The following is a 15,057-nucleotide window of genomic DNA, read 5'->3' on the forward strand; positions in this document are numbered from 1 at the left end:
TTGACATACTCCCCGCATTAAAATGACGGGGATTCTGAACTCAAACAACAGTTGCAGCGAATACCTGTCTTACACCGTCTAATTCAAGAGTCGATGCCCCAACTCTCTTGATATTTAAAGAGGCATTTTCATCACGTCCGTTAACACTTGAACAGGACGGACAACGCCATTCTCTAATATTTAATTCCAGTTTTTTCAGAACATGACCACAGTGGAAACAAGTCTTAGAAGAAGGATACCACTGGTCAATAAAGACGATTAATTTACCTTTTTTCAGGCTAACCCATTTCAGTATTTCAATAAATTCACCAAAGGCTAGATCACCTATTTTTCGCCCCCAAAGCCTCTGCATCCCCTTGAGGTTTAAAGTCTCGAAGCAGAGTACATCAAACAGGTCGGTGAGTTGATGAGCAAGTTTCCAGAACCAGTCACGGCGGCGGTTTACAACTTTCTCATACTGGCGAACAAGATGCTTTCTCGCTTTCTCCCAGTTATTAGAACCTTTCCGTTTTTTAGACAAACTTCGAGACGCTTTCTTAACATCATTGAGTGCTTGTTTTAGAAACTGCGGAGACTGAATAGAAAACCCCTCAGAGCAGGTGAGAAAAGTTTTCAGACCCCAATCAAATCCCGCGATTTTACCCGTCGAAACAGATGAAGAACAAGGAAGAACGGATTCACTTATCTGTTGGCAGCCAAGATCTGTGCGACCCACAGACAACTTAATCCGTTTTTCGATTTCATATCCGTTTTTAGTCTCTGACTTGATTTCAGCGTGGTTACTGTTATCGACAACAACCAATAAAAACATCTCACCAAGAGGTGTTCTCTTTACCGTTACAGTTTTGACTTTTCCCTCAATCGGTTGAGAATCCCAGAATTGATAGACTTTACTACCAATCTTGATTCTGTTACCACTGAAAAATTTGTATCCAGCTTGTTTTAGAGTGAATGATTTGTACTTCTTAACCTTCTTGAAATTAGGCGGTCTAACTCCTTTCTTGTTGTGTTTGAAGAACATTTGGTAGGCTTTTTCAATGCGCTGACAAATATCTTGAACAGCTTGAGAACCTACTAATTGCCAAAACTTGTTACGTTTTCTTAATTTAGAAATATGCTTTTGAAGATCTGCACAGTTTAAGTGTTTACCCCAAATCCGGTAGTACCGTTTATGCAAGGCAATACAATGATTATAGATAACTCCTGCTGCATTGATAGTGAGCTTGAGATATCTATTTCGCTTGTGTTGGTAGAACTTAAACTTGAGCGTCTTCATGGTTTATGATGATAACATCATTGCTAATCTTTTTCACTGCCAAATTTATTGGGCTGCGCTCGCAGAGCAATCCCCCGATTAAAATGCGGGGGCTTTACGCTTCGCGTCCGTAAACCGTCTGTTGTTCTTTGTAGTCTGGGAAGTTGCACAATCAGTTCGATGAATCTATGCTGATAAACCTCGAAGCAGTAGAAGATTGGGTTAGTCTCCATTTCTTCTGTCGCCCGGAACTTCTGGAGATTGCACTAACTGATCCTGATTATATTGCCGAAGATCCACTTCTGACTCCCGCTCAAAAAAAATTACGAACCCTTGAACATATTGGCTTAGTTCATTTAGGTTCTATTGTCTTGAGTACATTGGTGAGTAACTATCTTTGCGATCGCTGTTTAGAGTTAGGACTCGCCACATTAACCGTCATTAAAAGTGATCTGATCACCACTGAGACGTTATCAAGGTTCGCCGAAAAAATGAATTTTAGAGCTTTTTGTCGCTTGGGAACAGGTTATGATCATCAACCCCAACATGAACAACAGAAAATCCTCGCTCATAACTTAGAAGCCATTGTTGGTGCTGTTTATTTCGAGTTTAATCGAGATATTTTGAAAACCCAGAATTGGTTGGGAGAATATTTTTTAAAAGCCGCAGTTGATGAATTATTAGATCAAGCTTCTCTAAACAGTTATCTTCGTTGAGAAACCCGGTTTATCAAGTTAGTGAGGTTCTAGAAAAAACTGGAAGTGCTAACTCCAGTTTTTGAAAATGTTGAGAACTACAGCAATGAGCAGAGAGCGAGTTTATAACTTCTTTGTGTTCTTTGTGTCGAGCGTGGTTAAACTAGGCTTGCTGCTATATCAATCTTTACAACAGTCCTCGGTAATGAATAAACACTAAAATAACCGCCCACGATCCCAACGCAACTTTGATAGCAACCAGGATATTAAGTAGAGGAATTACTCCGCCACTCACCAACGCCCCCAACTCTCCGTGCGGTAACTCGAGTCCAGCTAGCGTGACAACAGACAAGACAATGAAAATTAGAACCGAAATCTTCTCCCAGATAGCAGCATTCCAGCGCTTATAGATCGCCTGCATCCACTCCGTTGATGAGGTAATCGCCACCAAACCGATCGCCGTTCCCCCTGCTACTCCTGCCGCAAAACCCCCGCCGGGACTCAGATGGCCCCGAATCGCCAATTCAATCCCCACTATAGCGGCAATCGTTGCACCCAAACGCGCCAGAATAATTGAGGGTTCATCTGTAAACTGATAGATCGCGCAAAACGGCTTTTCATTCGCCAGCAGATAACTAGCGCCCATAACCGCGATCGTAAAGACTACGACTTCAAAGATAGTGTCGTATAGTCGATTCCTCAGAATAATAGCGGTAACTGCATTCGGAACCCCACTCTCTTCGACAAGGGTTTCGACGATTGACACGGGAAAGTCCGGCTCGGGATTAGGCAGGATCAGGAATTTGATGTAAAGTGCTATTCCTGCGGCAATGTAAACCCATTTCATTAATGTTTCTCCTCTGAGTCTGGTGTATTGATATAGGTCAAGAGAGTTGCGGGTGATGAAAGTTCGGTCTGCATGATCTCATAAATGCGTCGAACCCGAATCTCAGTCTTATAGAGTTGCTTTTCGTCCTGTTCTACTTCTAATTTTTGGGTACAGGTCGCGTGAATTTCTTTTTCCATCAAAGCTCGATCCAAAGCTTGCCGATTGGTGTACGGAACTAGCTCAAGACGCATATAATGTTTGCGAACAATTGTTCGGAAATCATCCATCAGTTGCTGAAAATCGGCAGGGCTATCTGTCTTAACTAACCCGTCTTCGAGGATGCCAAGACGCAGAACCAACGATGAACGCACTGCGATCGCATAGAGAGTAATTGCTAGCAAAGTACCCATTAAAGCTTGAGTTAAAGCAACATCGGCTGCTCCTAAAACAGCATAGACTAATGCCGCAACTGCTCCCACGATTCCTTGAATAACTAGAGCATGATAGGGATTAACCTGAATCACCAACATGAAGGCGGACAACGGCAACAGAGCGGTTATCAGATAAAGATAAATGTCATTCATCGTAAGCCCCCCGATTGCTAGAACAGTAAGCCAACACATAGCCCAGCACGGTATTCCAAATTGCCAAGGAGAGAATGGCGAGGATGAGCAACGGCCATTCACTGGGGATTTTGAGGAACAACCCGACTACGATCAACATCGAGCCGAGTGTATCTGCTACCGAAAGGGTGTGTAATTTGAATAACACTGAGCGATTGCCAACCAGAGGAAAGGTTCCCCAAAACCAGAAGAAAATGCCGATCGTGATACAGATATAACTAAGTATATTAATCATAATTGACCCAACCGCTTGAGGATATGCGCTAACAACATTAATCCGGCATTACCCACGCTGAGGATAATTACCCCGACAACACCGAGCATCCAATCATCCCGTAAGACGGATACAACCAAGAGTATGATAGAAGTCTTGGAAGCGACACTGGAAAAAGCCAACATTTTTTGCCAAGTATCATCATCTTGCCATGCTTCGTAGATCGGAATCAGCAAAGCTACAATCATTGCAATTAGTAAGCTGTTCAGCATTTAAAGAGGAGTTATGGGGTCAAAGAAATTTTCTTAACAGGGAGTCGGAAACAGACAATGGGTGATTTTAATCTTGCGATCGCAAGTGTCAACGCTTCTTTTTCCGTCGCACCCAATGGACTTCATAGCAGCCCCGTTCGTGGTATTTCAAAACAATGGTTTTGGGTGTAAAAGTGATGAGAAAGATATCAAGGAAAATCAGTCCGGGTGTTCGTCCGGGTTTGACTTGTTCCATCGTTATATCTTCGTGACGATGGGGACGGATGATCATTTCAAAGGCTTCTAGATAAGCCTGGGGAATTGCCACGAGGACTTCACCGAGCGTCCGCAACCAATCTTTTAAGGCTCCTGGAGCTTTGGGCCGTCCGCCTGGTAATAGAAGGGCAATGGTGACACCGATGATGATATTTGCCACACTCAAATTAGCGGTGAGCAGAAACCAAATAATCAGTCGCAATACTAGATTCAGATACCCAATCATGCCAACACCATCCAGAAGAGTGCAATTAACATTAGACTCATCACCCCGATCAGATGCTCAAATTCCTCAAGCACACGGGGCAGTTTGAGGGTTGTTTGTTGAAAAATCAGGAAATAGGCTAACCATCCGACGCTAATGGTTGTCAGGGCTTTCGCTATATTTGCGAAGGTATAAACCTCTAGAGAGACTGCATCTGCCGCAATCAGCCCAGCCATCAACACGAGGAGCGCAGGCCACAAACTGGGTTGGATATTCTCTTGGTTTTTATGGGGCAGAAAGATGAATTTAGCAAACACGATAACTGTTCCTACCGCAGCAAGATTCATCGCGATCGCTTGAGCGGGGACTAGAGTTTTCAGGGTTAAGGTTTTTGCCGTAAAGCCGGATAATAAAGGAAAGCCAGAGATTGAAAGGGATAAGATCACTAAAGCAATCCAGATCGGGGTATTGATGGGCTTATTTTGTAGTTCTTTGAGGTTGCGGCTGGGTAAAGTTCCTGCAATCAAAAACAGGGCTGATTTAGCCAAGCCGTGAGTGAGGGCATAATAGCCGCCTACAGCCGGATTGGCTAGGACAAAGCCTAACTGCGAAACTGTACTTAAGGCGAGTATGCGTTTTGTATCTTCTTCAAAGATGGCGTAGACTACACCCAGAAATGCAGCCCCGACAGCAAAAATTCTCAAGACAGGAGCAACATCTTCTACAATCAGCGCACAACGCATCAGGGGAAAGACTCCGGTTTTGACAACCACCCCCGACAGCAAGGCTGATACTGGGGTTTCTGCTTCGGAGTGGGTCAACGGTAGCCACAACCCGGAGACAAAGATTCCTCCTTTGCTTAACAGTCCCAGGATGATCAGGGCGACGCCTTCTCGAGGGGCGTTTCCTAATCCGGCAAATGCAAAGGAATGATTGGCTTGATAGACTAACACTGCACCCACCAAGTAAAACAGCATGGCGGTGTTGCTGATAAACAGATACCGTAAGCCAACCCAAATGGAGCGATCGCTACGGGGATAGGTGATTAACAGAAAGGCGGCAATACTGATCACCTCTAAAGCCACATATAAACTGATAAAATCGGCGCAGGCAAATGCGGCGTTGACGCTGCCATGTAAAATGATCGCCTGTGTATAAAAAAAGGCTGATTTATTCCGGCCCCAACAGTACAGAATGACGGCGGCGGTGATCTGTGCATTGGCTAATATAAAGTAGCCACTCAGTTGGTCTGCGACTAGAGTAATACCAAAACTATCGACTAACTCCAGTGTCACAGGTTCACCTGTAACAAACAGTAAGACTGCAAATGCCGCCGAAACAAAGGTAACGCCCAGGGCGAGGTATCGATCAAGTTTGGGGAGCAAATAAATAACGAACCCGACAAAAAACGGGAATGCAATCCAGGCGATTGTCATGGTATTCATGGGGTGTTGTTCTTCTCGATTTCGTGGGTTTCTAATGTCGGATTATCCCGTGCCAGCTTCATCACACCGACCAGCATTAAGGACTGAATCGAGAAGCCAATCACAATCCCGGTCAAGATGACTGCCTGGGGAACCGGATCGGCGTAAGCACCATTGGCTGTGTCTGAAATAATCGGGGTGAATAAGCCATTTCTGGCGGCAATCAGCACGTAATAGGCGATTACCCCTGTACTCATCACATCCATAGAGATGATTTTCATCACCAAGTTCTTTTTAAGGATTATACCGAAAAAGCCACATAAGACTGTGGCGAATACGAATGCTTCTAACACGGGAGTTTTTTATTGGGTAACGGGTTGTGTAATATCTTTAGATGAATACATTAATACATTATTAAACAGGATTACTTAATGTTCTGCAACACCCTATCCATTACGTTTTTCAATCCAAACTATAGATAAATCTGAATCCTAAAACCTGTTGCAAACATGATCTTGCAGTCTTACACTCTAGCACTATTGTTTAGGGATTTGGAGTTGAGCTTTTGATTCAATTATGATATCATAGACAAGCCGATTTAAACGAGCTTCAAATAATCGAGCTGTATTGTCAAATGTGAAAAACTCGAATCATCAGGTTCATTAAAGGGTAAACCCCTCTACGGGTGGATAATACCATTGGGACTGAAAACGTTCGGCGACTAAAGGTTGTACAAAAAACTGAGGGGGTTGACCGGAACGAACATCAATTCTTAAACCCGAATAAGGTCGTCGTTTATATTTTCCTTCACCATTACGACCAATAAATAACTTGGACTTCGCGACTAAACGGCTGTTTTGTTCATTCTCCATCTCTTCATAAAGTTCAGGCCCTTCGGGTTTTTGACGCCGCAAACTATATCCACTCCCTCCACAAACAATCCAATTGATATGAGAATCTGCGTAGCCTGTATCTCCTGTATATAAATATTCTAAACAGTGAGCATGACCATTGAGAACTAAATCAACAATGGGTCGTCCTTCGGCTTGTTGACCGACTGTTTGAGAAACAGCATTGAGAACTTGACGCAGATTATAACGAATCGCTAAAGTTTGAGCTTGATCCCATTTTGTCGCTTCGGTAACGTAGGGAGGATGATGAAAAAATAACACCCGTCCGCGTACTTCAGGGGTCTGCCAAGATGCAATTAATCGCTCTTGTAACCAACGCAATTGTTCGATGTCAATATCAGAGTTAGGCCCAGCTTTTAGCTGTTTCTCGATGTCGAATTGCGTTTCATCTATTTGCTCGATTTTGGCTTGGATGTCATCTAATTGTTCAGCTTGTTCGGGGTGGTCTGGATTGAGTGTTTCTGACTCGCTCATTAATTGCTGTTTTTGCTGTTCTAGGTCACGCTGGCGTTGAACTAATTGCCGTCGTTGTTCAACTCCTTCTTGACTATTGGCAATAGGTATCGGACTATTGAATGTGTTAGAATCGAGGGCAAAAAAATCGATTCCCCCGTAGCGAAACGTATAGTAACGATTGGGTAAACGGGTAAACTGGTTGGGTTGATAGCGTAGACAACGACCTGTCGAGGTTTCTGCGGTGTAATATTGGTCAAGGTGACGTTCTAAGTCATTGGGGTTATTAAAGCCTTGCAGATAGTCTAAAAAGGCTCGTGCATAGGCATCTCCGCTCCGTGAACCCCGCCAGCTTACATCAAAGGCGACTCTCGACCCAAACAGGTGACGAATTGGCCAAGTAAGCTCTGCCATTACACCATAAAAAAGCGGTAGATTGTAGTAATCGTGATTTCCGGGTATGGGAAGAAAAGGCAGGTTAAACAGCATCTGGTCGTAGGCGATTTGTTTATAGTTGTCGCCACCGACAATAAACTCCCGGTAGGGTTTGATAAAGTTATGAGGATAATATCCCGCAGAACCCGTGAGATAGACGACATCGCCTGTATGCAAAATGAAGCGAGGGTGATAATCACTCTGCTTGAGTAAAAATTTAGCAATCTCTCGTTGGGGATGATGTCCGCGATGGCGTCCGGTACCGCTATCTCCAATCACTAAAAATGAGAATTCTGGGTTGTCTATTTGTGGATCATCAATCACTAAACGAGTTTGATCGATGTTACGAGCAATTATAGAAGATTCTTGCCAACGAACCCGTTGTTTCATTTGACGGATTTTGATGGCGATGCCAGGATCGGTGATAAATTGCATAAAAGTTTTGAGCTAGCATTAAGAGGCTGAGAATTTTATATGAGTTTGTCGGATTCTAACGCAACTTCCCCAAATCATGCAGAAGGGTTTATCAACAACCCACTGCCGATGATTCCTGTTTTCAGGATATCTGTATTTTACGATAACGTAGACTGAAAGTTGACACCATACTAGACTGGGGTATTTTTGTTAATGTTGATACAATCTTTTCACCGTCTAGTTTCTCCTTTGACTCGCCGGGTTCCCTTGCGAACAGTTTTAATTGTTCCTTTTATAATACAACTGCTTGCCACAGTGGGATTAACGGGTTATCTCTCTTGGCGAAATGGACAACGAGCGGTTAATGATGTAGCCTCTCAACTTCGTAATGAAGTCAGCAAACGGGTTCAGCTTCATCTCAAAGATTATTTAGAAAAACCATCTCTGATTACTCAAATTAATAACCGCTCTGCAAGATTAGGGCTTCTCTCGTTGGAAAACAAACAGTTTTCTGAATATCTTCTTTGGGAACAACTTCAACTTTTTAACTCTGTTTATGCGCTCTATTTTGGCAGTGAGTCAGGGGAATTTGTCTATGTAAAAAGAGGATCAGATGGTTCCTCTGTCGCCAAACGGGTTGAATTTCCACCGGAACGCTATTCCTATCGTTTAGATGAACAAGGAAACCGCAGTGAATTTTTAGAAGTTGATGAATATGACCCGAGACAACGACCTTGGTATCTCAATACTTTACTGACTGAGCGAGCCAATTGGAGCAAAATCTACACGTTCACAGGGGGAGAATTAGGGATCACAGCCTCTAATTTATTTTATGACAGTCAGGGCAATTTTCGTGGGGTGATGGGGGTTGATATTATTCTCAGTTTGATTAGTGATTATCTAGAAAATATTAATATTAGTCAAAATAGTCAAGTTTTCATCGTCGAGCGTTCGGGTTTACTCGTTGCCACTTCTACGGGAGAAGAACCGTTTACGATGCGTAAAAATGACAAGCAAGCTCAACGTTTAGCGGCTCTAAAAAGCCCAAATCAATTAACAGTAGAAACAACCCAACATCTCCTAAAACGTTACGAACATTTGAGTCGAATTCAACAACCAGAACAGCTTGATTTTCAGCTCAATGGTGAACGCCAATTTGTACAAGTTGTTCCCTATCGAGATAAATTAGGATTAGATTGGCTGATTGTTGTAGTGGTTCCTGAAGCGGACTTTATGAGTCAAATTCATGCCAATACCCGCACGACAATTTTACTCTGTATCATTGCATTCGGAGGCGCGATTGGAATCGGAATTTTGACCGCTCAATGGGTGACTAAACCCATTTTAAGATTGAATCAGGCTGCAAAAGCTATTAGCCAAGGAAAATGGAATTATAAAGTGGCTTCTTCTCGTTGTGATGAAGTCAGAGAACTGGCTGAATCTTTTAGTTGTATGGGGGAACAGCTTCAAGAATCTTTCACCGTTTTAGAAGCTAAAAATGCCGCTATGCAACAGTTGAATAATCGATTAATTCAAAGCGAGGCTCGCCTTTATCAATTTCTAGATAGTTTACCTGTAGGAGTGCTAGTTTATGATGGAGTTCAAGATAAATTAACCTTTATTAATCAAACGGCTAAAGCTTTATTTAGAAAAGAGATTATTCCCGACACTTCTCTCGATAAATTTGCCCAAGCTTATCAACTTTATTTAGCCGGAACAGATCAACTGTATCCACCCAAAGCATTACCCTTAATTCGGGCTTTAAAAGGAAAAAGCCTCAAAACAGAAAATATTGAAATTCGGCATCCTGATCGCGTAATTCCTTGCGAAGTCTTGGCTAAACCGATTTATGATTGTCACGGGAATATTATTTATGCTATCGTTGTTTTTGAAGATATTACTCAACGCAAAGAAGCCGAAACGGAACGTCAAAACTTTACCGCCCAATTAAAGCTTAAAAATGAAGAACTTGAACGTTTAGATAAACTCAAAGATGAATTCCTCGCGAATACTTCTCACGAACTGCGAACCCCTTTAAATGGGATGATTGGTATTGCTGAATCTATGTTAGAAGGTGCGACAGGAACCCTATCAGAACAGCAGCGAAAAAATCTAATCATGATCGCTCATAGCGGACATCGACTGTCAACATTGGTTAATGATATTCTCGATTTTTCTAAACTGCGACATAATACGATTCAACTCCAACTTAAACCCACCGGATTGAGAGAAATAACCGAAATTGTTTTAACCTTAAGCCAGTCTTTAACTCGAACTAAAAAGTTGGAGTTAATCAATACAATTTCTCGGGATTTACCCCCCGTTAAAGCCGATGAAAACCGCTTACAACAAATTTTTCATAATCTGATTGGGAATGCTATTAAATTCACAGATAGTGGTTATGTTAAAGTCTCGGCTCAAGTCATCAATTGGGATAAAGACAGGAATGGAACAGCCAAAAATTATCCTCAAAAAAGATTCTCTACTGAAATTGCAGTTACAGTTTCCGATACCGGAATTGGAATTGCTAAAGATAAAATAGATCGCATTTTTGAATCCTTTGAACAAGCAGACGGTTCTACAGCACGTCAATATGGCGGTACAGGTTTAGGATTAGCTGTCACCAAACAATTAGTTGAATTGCATGGCGGTAAAATATGGGTAGAATCTACCATTAATGTCGGCTCAAACTTTACCTTTACCTTACCGATTGCTGAAGGAGAAACAGCCGTAACTCTCGATCATTCATCGGTTTTAGTTCATCGTTCTGCTGTGGTGACTTTAGAAAATTTTGTGCAAAGCCAAAAGCAGAATCAGTCACCGCAAATCCCATCAAATTCAAACAAAAATTCAACATCTAATCTCGATAATAATCAGTTTAAAATTTTAATTGTTGATGATGATCCGATTAACTTACAGGTTTTAGTAAACTATTTGTGTTTACAAAATTATACGGTTACTCAAGCCAGTAATGGTTTAGAAGCCATAGAAATTTTAGAAGCGGGCTATCTACCTGATTTGATTTTATTAGATGTAATGATGCCTCGGATGACGGGTTATGAAGTGACGAGAAAAATTAGGGAAACTTGGCCACCTCATCAACTCCCCATTATGATGTTAACAGCCAAAAATCAAATCTCAGATTTAGTTGCAGGTTTAGAAGTTGGGGCGAATGACTACTTGTCAAAACCTTTAAATAAAGATGAACTTCTAGCTCGAATTAAAACCCATATTCGCATCAAACAACTGCGAACTGAAAAAGCCCATATTCGCAAAACCTTTGGGCGATATGTCACCGATGAAGTCGTCACTAATTTGTTAGAAAGTGCGGAAGGTTTAAAACTGGGTGGAGAACGGCGAAAAATTACAATGTTGACTTCTGATGTTCGAGGATTTACCGCGATTTCAGAACGATTAAACCCCGAAGAAGTCGTCAAAGTTCTCAACTTTTATCTCTCTAAAATGGCTGATGTAATTACGGCTTATCAAGGCACAATTGATGAGTTTATGGGCGATGGAATTTTAGTTTTATTTGGGGCGCCAAGATTGAGAGAAAATGACCCAGAACGAGCTGTAGCCTGTGCGATCGCTATGCAGTTGGAAATGGAGTCCGTGAACCAACAGCTCAACCAGTGGGGTTTACCGCCTTTAGAAATGGGAATTGGGATTAATACAGGTGAAGTTGTTGTGGGAAATATTGGCTCAGAAAAACGCACAAAATATGGTGTTGTGGGAAATCAAGTTAATCTAACTTATCGGATTGAATCTTATAGTACAGGAGGGCAAATATTGATTTCAGAATCGACATTTAATGAGATTAATTCGATTATTCAAGTCGTTGGAGAAAACCAAGTTCAACCCAAAGGTGTAAAACAACCCATTACTATCTATGAAGTTGGCGGAATTTCGGGAAAATACAATTTGTTTTTACACCAAGAAGAAGAAATCTTTCTTCCGTTAGTGCAACCGATTTCACTACACTATACAATTCTCGAAGGAAAACACATCGGAGAAAATGTGTTTCAAGGTTCTATTATTGAACTTTCTGCGAAAGGAGCAAAAATTCACTCTCGCCAAGGTGAACAAGATTGTGTTCCTGTTTCTCTGACTAATATTAAACTTAATTTAATTTGGGCCGATTCTACCATGACGAGCGAAGATATCTACGCCAAAGTTTTAGAGGAACCCGCAAATATCGGTAATTTTTATATTCGCTTTACGGCTAAACCTCCCGAGGTGAAAATCAGGCTTCAGAGGCTTTATGAACATCTGTTAAAACAAACTAAGTCCTGTTGATTTGAATTTGAGAATTTAGATTTATTTTACAAACCGTTCAATTTTTTGTTAGGATACCTACACAAGATGTAGTATTATTGCCATCCAGCATGACCATTTTCCACTCAACAGAGCCGATTGTTCGCGTCAAACAACAACATCTAGATGTTCAAGATATCAAGGGTTTAGTAACCGTTAATTGGAAAATTGGCAACTATACACTTTTTTCAGGCTTATACACCCGAATTGATCAAGTTTTTTTACTCTGGGGCTGGATTTCACTGATGATCTTCATCACCGCTCAATTTTTTCCGATTAGTTGGATTGATCAAGCTTATTGGTGGTCAGGACTCACGCTTCTTGCTACCCTGGGAATGATTGTATTAACCTATTGTTGGGTTCGCATCGAACACATGACTTGGTTGGTTTACTGTTGGGCGTTGTTGATGTTCATGGGTGTCGGACTAACGAACTTGGCAATTTTCGGGGGATGGTCACAGATTTTAAGCCATTTGTGTCCTCTCTGGCTGCTTGTCTGTGCTTTAGGTTATCTCGCGACGGGTATCGGTTTACAATCGCGATCATTTACACTAGCAGGATTGCTGCATTTTTTAGCAATTCCTTTATTATCCTATGTGAGCGGCTTGCAATTCTTAGCAACCGGAATGATCGTAGCGGGAACGTTACTGTTTTTTGCAGAGGTTCAATGGGATATGCGTCCACCTATTGAATCCCAATTTTTGACACCTGAACAGTTAGCCTTTAATCGTCAGCAAAACCGCAAACGTCATATGGAATCATAAACAGTTTATACGATTCCTACCGAAATCAAATTTTTGTAAAGAAAAATACTTTTTCTCAACTTACCCGCCATAATAAATAGTAAGCCACCCTAAAGAGAAAATCGTTTCTGATCAGGATGGCTCAACGATAGCAAGTGTTTTGTTGTGTGACTTGTGAATTGCCCCCGAAGGAGAACGACGTCAGGGGAGCAAATCGTTTACTTAACTCTAACAGCCCAACTCTAAATATAACACATCGGTCAAGGGGTATTCTTGTTTGTAAGGTGTTTGTCGTTTCCCTTACTTTGTGGTACCGAGGAGACGTTAAATCGTCTATCAGAACAGCCCAAAAGTACCAACAGATCTGTTTTTGATCAACTCCTTGTCCGAAGTTTTTTATTGGCTTGATTGACCACAAGGGAAAAATTTTAATTCTGTAGAAAAGCGGGTTGCAAGCACTACAACAAAATTTCGCACGTTAAAATAAATCTTTTCTAGATTAGGATAATGAGCGAAGTTGAACAAACCAACCGAACCCGTGAGTCCCAAACAACCCCAACCGACTGATCGCGATCCGAAAATTGTAGAACTCGAAACTCAGTTAGAACGAGCCTACAAAACCATTAAAAAACTCCGAAAACGAGTTGCTCAACTCGATAGCGAACAGCAACTCAAGTCATCATCTCCAGCCCGTCAAACTCGACAACCCTCCAAACCCTCCTCACCGAAGCGTTCTCGCTCTCGAACTCAACCTTCCGTGTCCCTGTTGGGTTCTATTTCTCTGCTTGCATTGATTTTAGGGGGATTTTGTGCGATCGCCAAATTCTTCTTTCCAGAATGGATTGAATTAACTTTTTTCCGTTCCACTCCCGTGATTTCTTCATCGATTTCTCAGACTAAAACTCAGAATATTTCCTCTGCCAAACTCACCCCAGAAAAACGCTTAAATTCTCAGCCCGTTTATAACGTTCAGACTGAACCAGAACTCAATTATAGTTTAACACTTCAAGCGATTATTGATCAAGTCATTAATCAAGTTTCTCAACAAAAATTATCAACTTCTTCCCTCTCTATTCACTTAATTGATCTTCAAACTCAAACCTTCGCTGAATACCGCAGTCAAACCCCTCGATTTCCTGCTAGTATTAGCAAACTGTTTTGGATGGTGGCTTTATTTGCTCAAGTCGAAGCCGGAATTCAACCGCCAGAAATCATTAATTATACATCTGAATGTCAAACCGATATTTGTAAATTAGTTCAAGACTCCGATAATGAAGCCGCTAGTCATATTCTGGACAAACTGACCCAGACTTCATCCCAACCTAATTCATCGGTTGAAAATTATGAAAACTGGCTCAAAAAACGACATTCTATTAATAACTTTTTTCAAAAATCTGGGTATAAAAATATTGATATCAGTCAAAAAAACTACCCCATTCCTGAACTCCAAATGGAAGAACCCCAAGCTTGGGAACTGAAAATGCGAGGAAATCCTAAAAACCCGATTAGAAATAAAATTACGGCTGAACAAGCGAGTCGATTAATGTATGAAATAGTCACAAAAAAAGCCGTTTCTTCTACAGCCAGTTCTCAAATGATGAACCTACTTGAACGAGATCTCGACCCAACGGTTTGGAAACGGGAAGAATCCAACCCCATTCAAGGCTTTCTCGGAGAATCTTTGGCGGGATTAGATATTCGCTTTTTTTCCAAAGTAGGTTGGACTTCTGAAACTCGTTTTGAGGTAGCTTTTATTCAGTCAAAATCAGGTCAAGTTGCTTATATTTTAACGGTCTTTGGAGACGGAACAGAATACGCCGAAAATTGGCAAATATTTCCCACTATTTCTCGCTTAGTTTATGATCAAATGAAGGCTTTAAATTCTCAATCTTAATTCTGTCTAATTAGGGCCGGCTGTAGGGGCGGGTTCCGAATAGATTTTTCATCTCCAGCCAACAACTTATATAAACCCGCCCTTCCCAATAGCAGAGGCGGGTTTACAGAGGTTGTTTCTA

At 41.6% G+C, this 15,057-nt stretch carries 13 protein-coding genes; 4 read left to right on the top strand and 9 right to left on the bottom strand.

Annotation, left to right across the window (positions count from 1 at the left end; all coding sequences use genetic code 11):
- Window positions 1-40: 40 nt before the first annotated feature.
- Window positions 41-1,276, bottom strand: coding sequence for an RNA-guided endonuclease InsQ/TnpB family protein (locus WN50_RS28755; RefSeq protein WP_049561566.1), 1,236 nt, complete (start codon window positions 1,274-1,276; stop codon window positions 41-43).
- Between the two features lie 167 nt (window positions 1,277-1,443).
- Between WN50_RS28755 and WN50_RS28760 the strand changes: the two genes are divergently transcribed.
- The gene (locus WN50_RS28760) at window positions 1,444-1,971 is read left to right on the top strand and encodes a ribonuclease III domain-containing protein (RefSeq protein ID WP_046277724.1); all 528 of its coding nucleotides are present in this window, start codon (window positions 1,444-1,446) and stop codon (window positions 1,969-1,971) included.
- 166 nt (window positions 1,972-2,137) lie between these two features.
- Here the strand turns inward: WN50_RS28760 and WN50_RS28765 are convergent, their stop codons facing one another.
- The 8 genes from WN50_RS28765 to WN50_RS28800 all read right to left on the bottom strand — a co-directional run bounded on the left by WN50_RS28765 (window position 2,138) and on the right by WN50_RS28800 (window position 8,006).
- The gene (locus WN50_RS28765; protein ID WP_046277723.1) at window positions 2,138-2,797 is read right to left on the bottom strand and encodes a Na(+)/H(+) antiporter subunit B; all 660 of its coding nucleotides are present in this window, start codon (window positions 2,795-2,797) and stop codon (window positions 2,138-2,140) included.
- On the bottom strand, window positions 2,797-3,363 hold the full coding sequence (locus tag WN50_RS28770) for a DUF4040 domain-containing protein (RefSeq protein WP_046277722.1): 567 nt from the start codon (window positions 3,361-3,363) through the stop codon (window positions 2,797-2,799). Before WN50_RS28770 ends, WN50_RS28765 begins: the two co-directional genes overlap by 1 nt.
- Window positions 3,356-3,637 carry a monovalent cation/H(+) antiporter subunit G gene (locus WN50_RS28775; RefSeq protein ID WP_046277721.1) on the bottom strand — a complete coding sequence of 94 codons (282 nt, stop codon included), beginning with the start codon at window positions 3,635-3,637 and terminating at the stop codon, window positions 3,356-3,358. The genes WN50_RS28770 and WN50_RS28775 overlap by 8 nt, the downstream gene beginning before the upstream one ends.
- Complete coding sequence (locus WN50_RS28780; RefSeq protein WP_419776261.1) at window positions 3,634-3,888, bottom strand: hypothetical protein; 255 nt, start codon at window positions 3,886-3,888, stop codon at window positions 3,634-3,636. Before WN50_RS28780 ends, WN50_RS28775 begins: the two co-directional genes overlap by 4 nt.
- 88 nt (window positions 3,889-3,976) lie before the next feature.
- Entirely contained in the window at window positions 3,977-4,369 is a 393-nt protein-coding gene (locus WN50_RS28785) for a Na+/H+ antiporter subunit E (RefSeq protein WP_046277720.1), read from the bottom strand.
- Window positions 4,366-5,793, bottom strand: coding sequence for a cation:proton antiporter (locus WN50_RS28790; protein ID WP_046277719.1), 1,428 nt, complete (start codon window positions 5,791-5,793; stop codon window positions 4,366-4,368). Before WN50_RS28790 ends, WN50_RS28785 begins: the two co-directional genes overlap by 4 nt.
- Window positions 5,790-6,125, bottom strand: a complete 336-nt coding sequence (locus WN50_RS28795) for a cation:proton antiporter subunit C (RefSeq protein WP_046277718.1) — start codon at window positions 6,123-6,125, stop codon at window positions 5,790-5,792. The genes WN50_RS28790 and WN50_RS28795 overlap by 4 nt, the downstream gene beginning before the upstream one ends.
- Window positions 6,126-6,434: 309 nt before the next feature.
- Window positions 6,435-8,006 (bottom strand): metallophosphoesterase, encoded by a 1,572-nt coding sequence (locus WN50_RS28800; RefSeq protein ID WP_046277717.1) that lies wholly within the window; start codon window positions 8,004-8,006, stop codon window positions 6,435-6,437.
- A 192-nt stretch (window positions 8,007-8,198) separates the two neighbouring features.
- Between WN50_RS28800 and WN50_RS28805 the strand changes: the two genes are divergently transcribed.
- The 3 genes from WN50_RS28805 (at window position 8,199) to WN50_RS28815 (ending at window position 14,936) form a co-directional block, all read left to right on the top strand.
- On the top strand, window positions 8,199-12,281 hold the full coding sequence (locus WN50_RS28805; RefSeq protein ID WP_046277716.1) for a response regulator: 4,083 nt from the start codon (window positions 8,199-8,201) through the stop codon (window positions 12,279-12,281).
- Between the two features lie 89 nt (window positions 12,282-12,370).
- Window positions 12,371-13,063, top strand: coding sequence for a hypothetical protein (locus tag WN50_RS28810; RefSeq protein ID WP_046277715.1), 693 nt, complete (start codon window positions 12,371-12,373; stop codon window positions 13,061-13,063).
- 496 nt (window positions 13,064-13,559) lie between these two features.
- On the top strand, window positions 13,560-14,936 hold the full coding sequence (locus WN50_RS28815) for a serine hydrolase (RefSeq protein WP_053221619.1): 1,377 nt from the start codon (window positions 13,560-13,562) through the stop codon (window positions 14,934-14,936).
- Window positions 14,937-15,057 lie beyond the last annotated feature (121 nt).

The sequence above is a fragment of the Limnoraphis robusta CS-951 genome (genome assembly GCF_000972705.2).

Coding starts and splice junctions, on each gene's coding strand:
- WN50_RS28765 (WP_046277723.1), bottom strand. CDS start 2,797: ATGAAATGGGTTTACATTGCCGCAGGAATAGCACTTTACATCAAATTC.
- WN50_RS28775 (WP_046277721.1), bottom strand. CDS start 3,637: ATGATTAATATACTTAGTTATATCTGTATCACGATCGGCATTTTCTTC.
- WN50_RS28800 (WP_046277717.1), bottom strand. CDS start 8,006: ATGCAATTTATCACCGATCCTGGCATCGCCATCAAAATCCGTCAAATG.
- WN50_RS28760 (WP_046277724.1), top strand. CDS start 1,444: ATGCTGATAAACCTCGAAGCAGTAGAAGATTGGGTTAGTCTCCATTTC.
- WN50_RS28805 (WP_046277716.1), top strand. CDS start 8,199: ATGTTGATACAATCTTTTCACCGTCTAGTTTCTCCTTTGACTCGCCGG.
- WN50_RS28785 (WP_046277720.1), bottom strand. CDS start 4,369: ATGATTGGGTATCTGAATCTAGTATTGCGACTGATTATTTGGTTTCTG.
- WN50_RS28780 (WP_419776261.1), bottom strand. CDS start 3,888: ATGCTGAACAGCTTACTAATTGCAATGATTGTAGCTTTGCTGATTCCG.
- WN50_RS28770 (WP_046277722.1), bottom strand. CDS start 3,363: ATGAATGACATTTATCTTTATCTGATAACCGCTCTGTTGCCGTTGTCC.
- WN50_RS28810 (WP_046277715.1), top strand. CDS start 12,371: ATGACCATTTTCCACTCAACAGAGCCGATTGTTCGCGTCAAACAACAA.
- WN50_RS28755 (WP_049561566.1), bottom strand. CDS start 1,276: ATGAAGACGCTCAAGTTTAAGTTCTACCAACACAAGCGAAATAGATAT.
- WN50_RS28790 (WP_046277719.1), bottom strand. CDS start 5,793: ATGAATACCATGACAATCGCCTGGATTGCATTCCCGTTTTTTGTCGGG.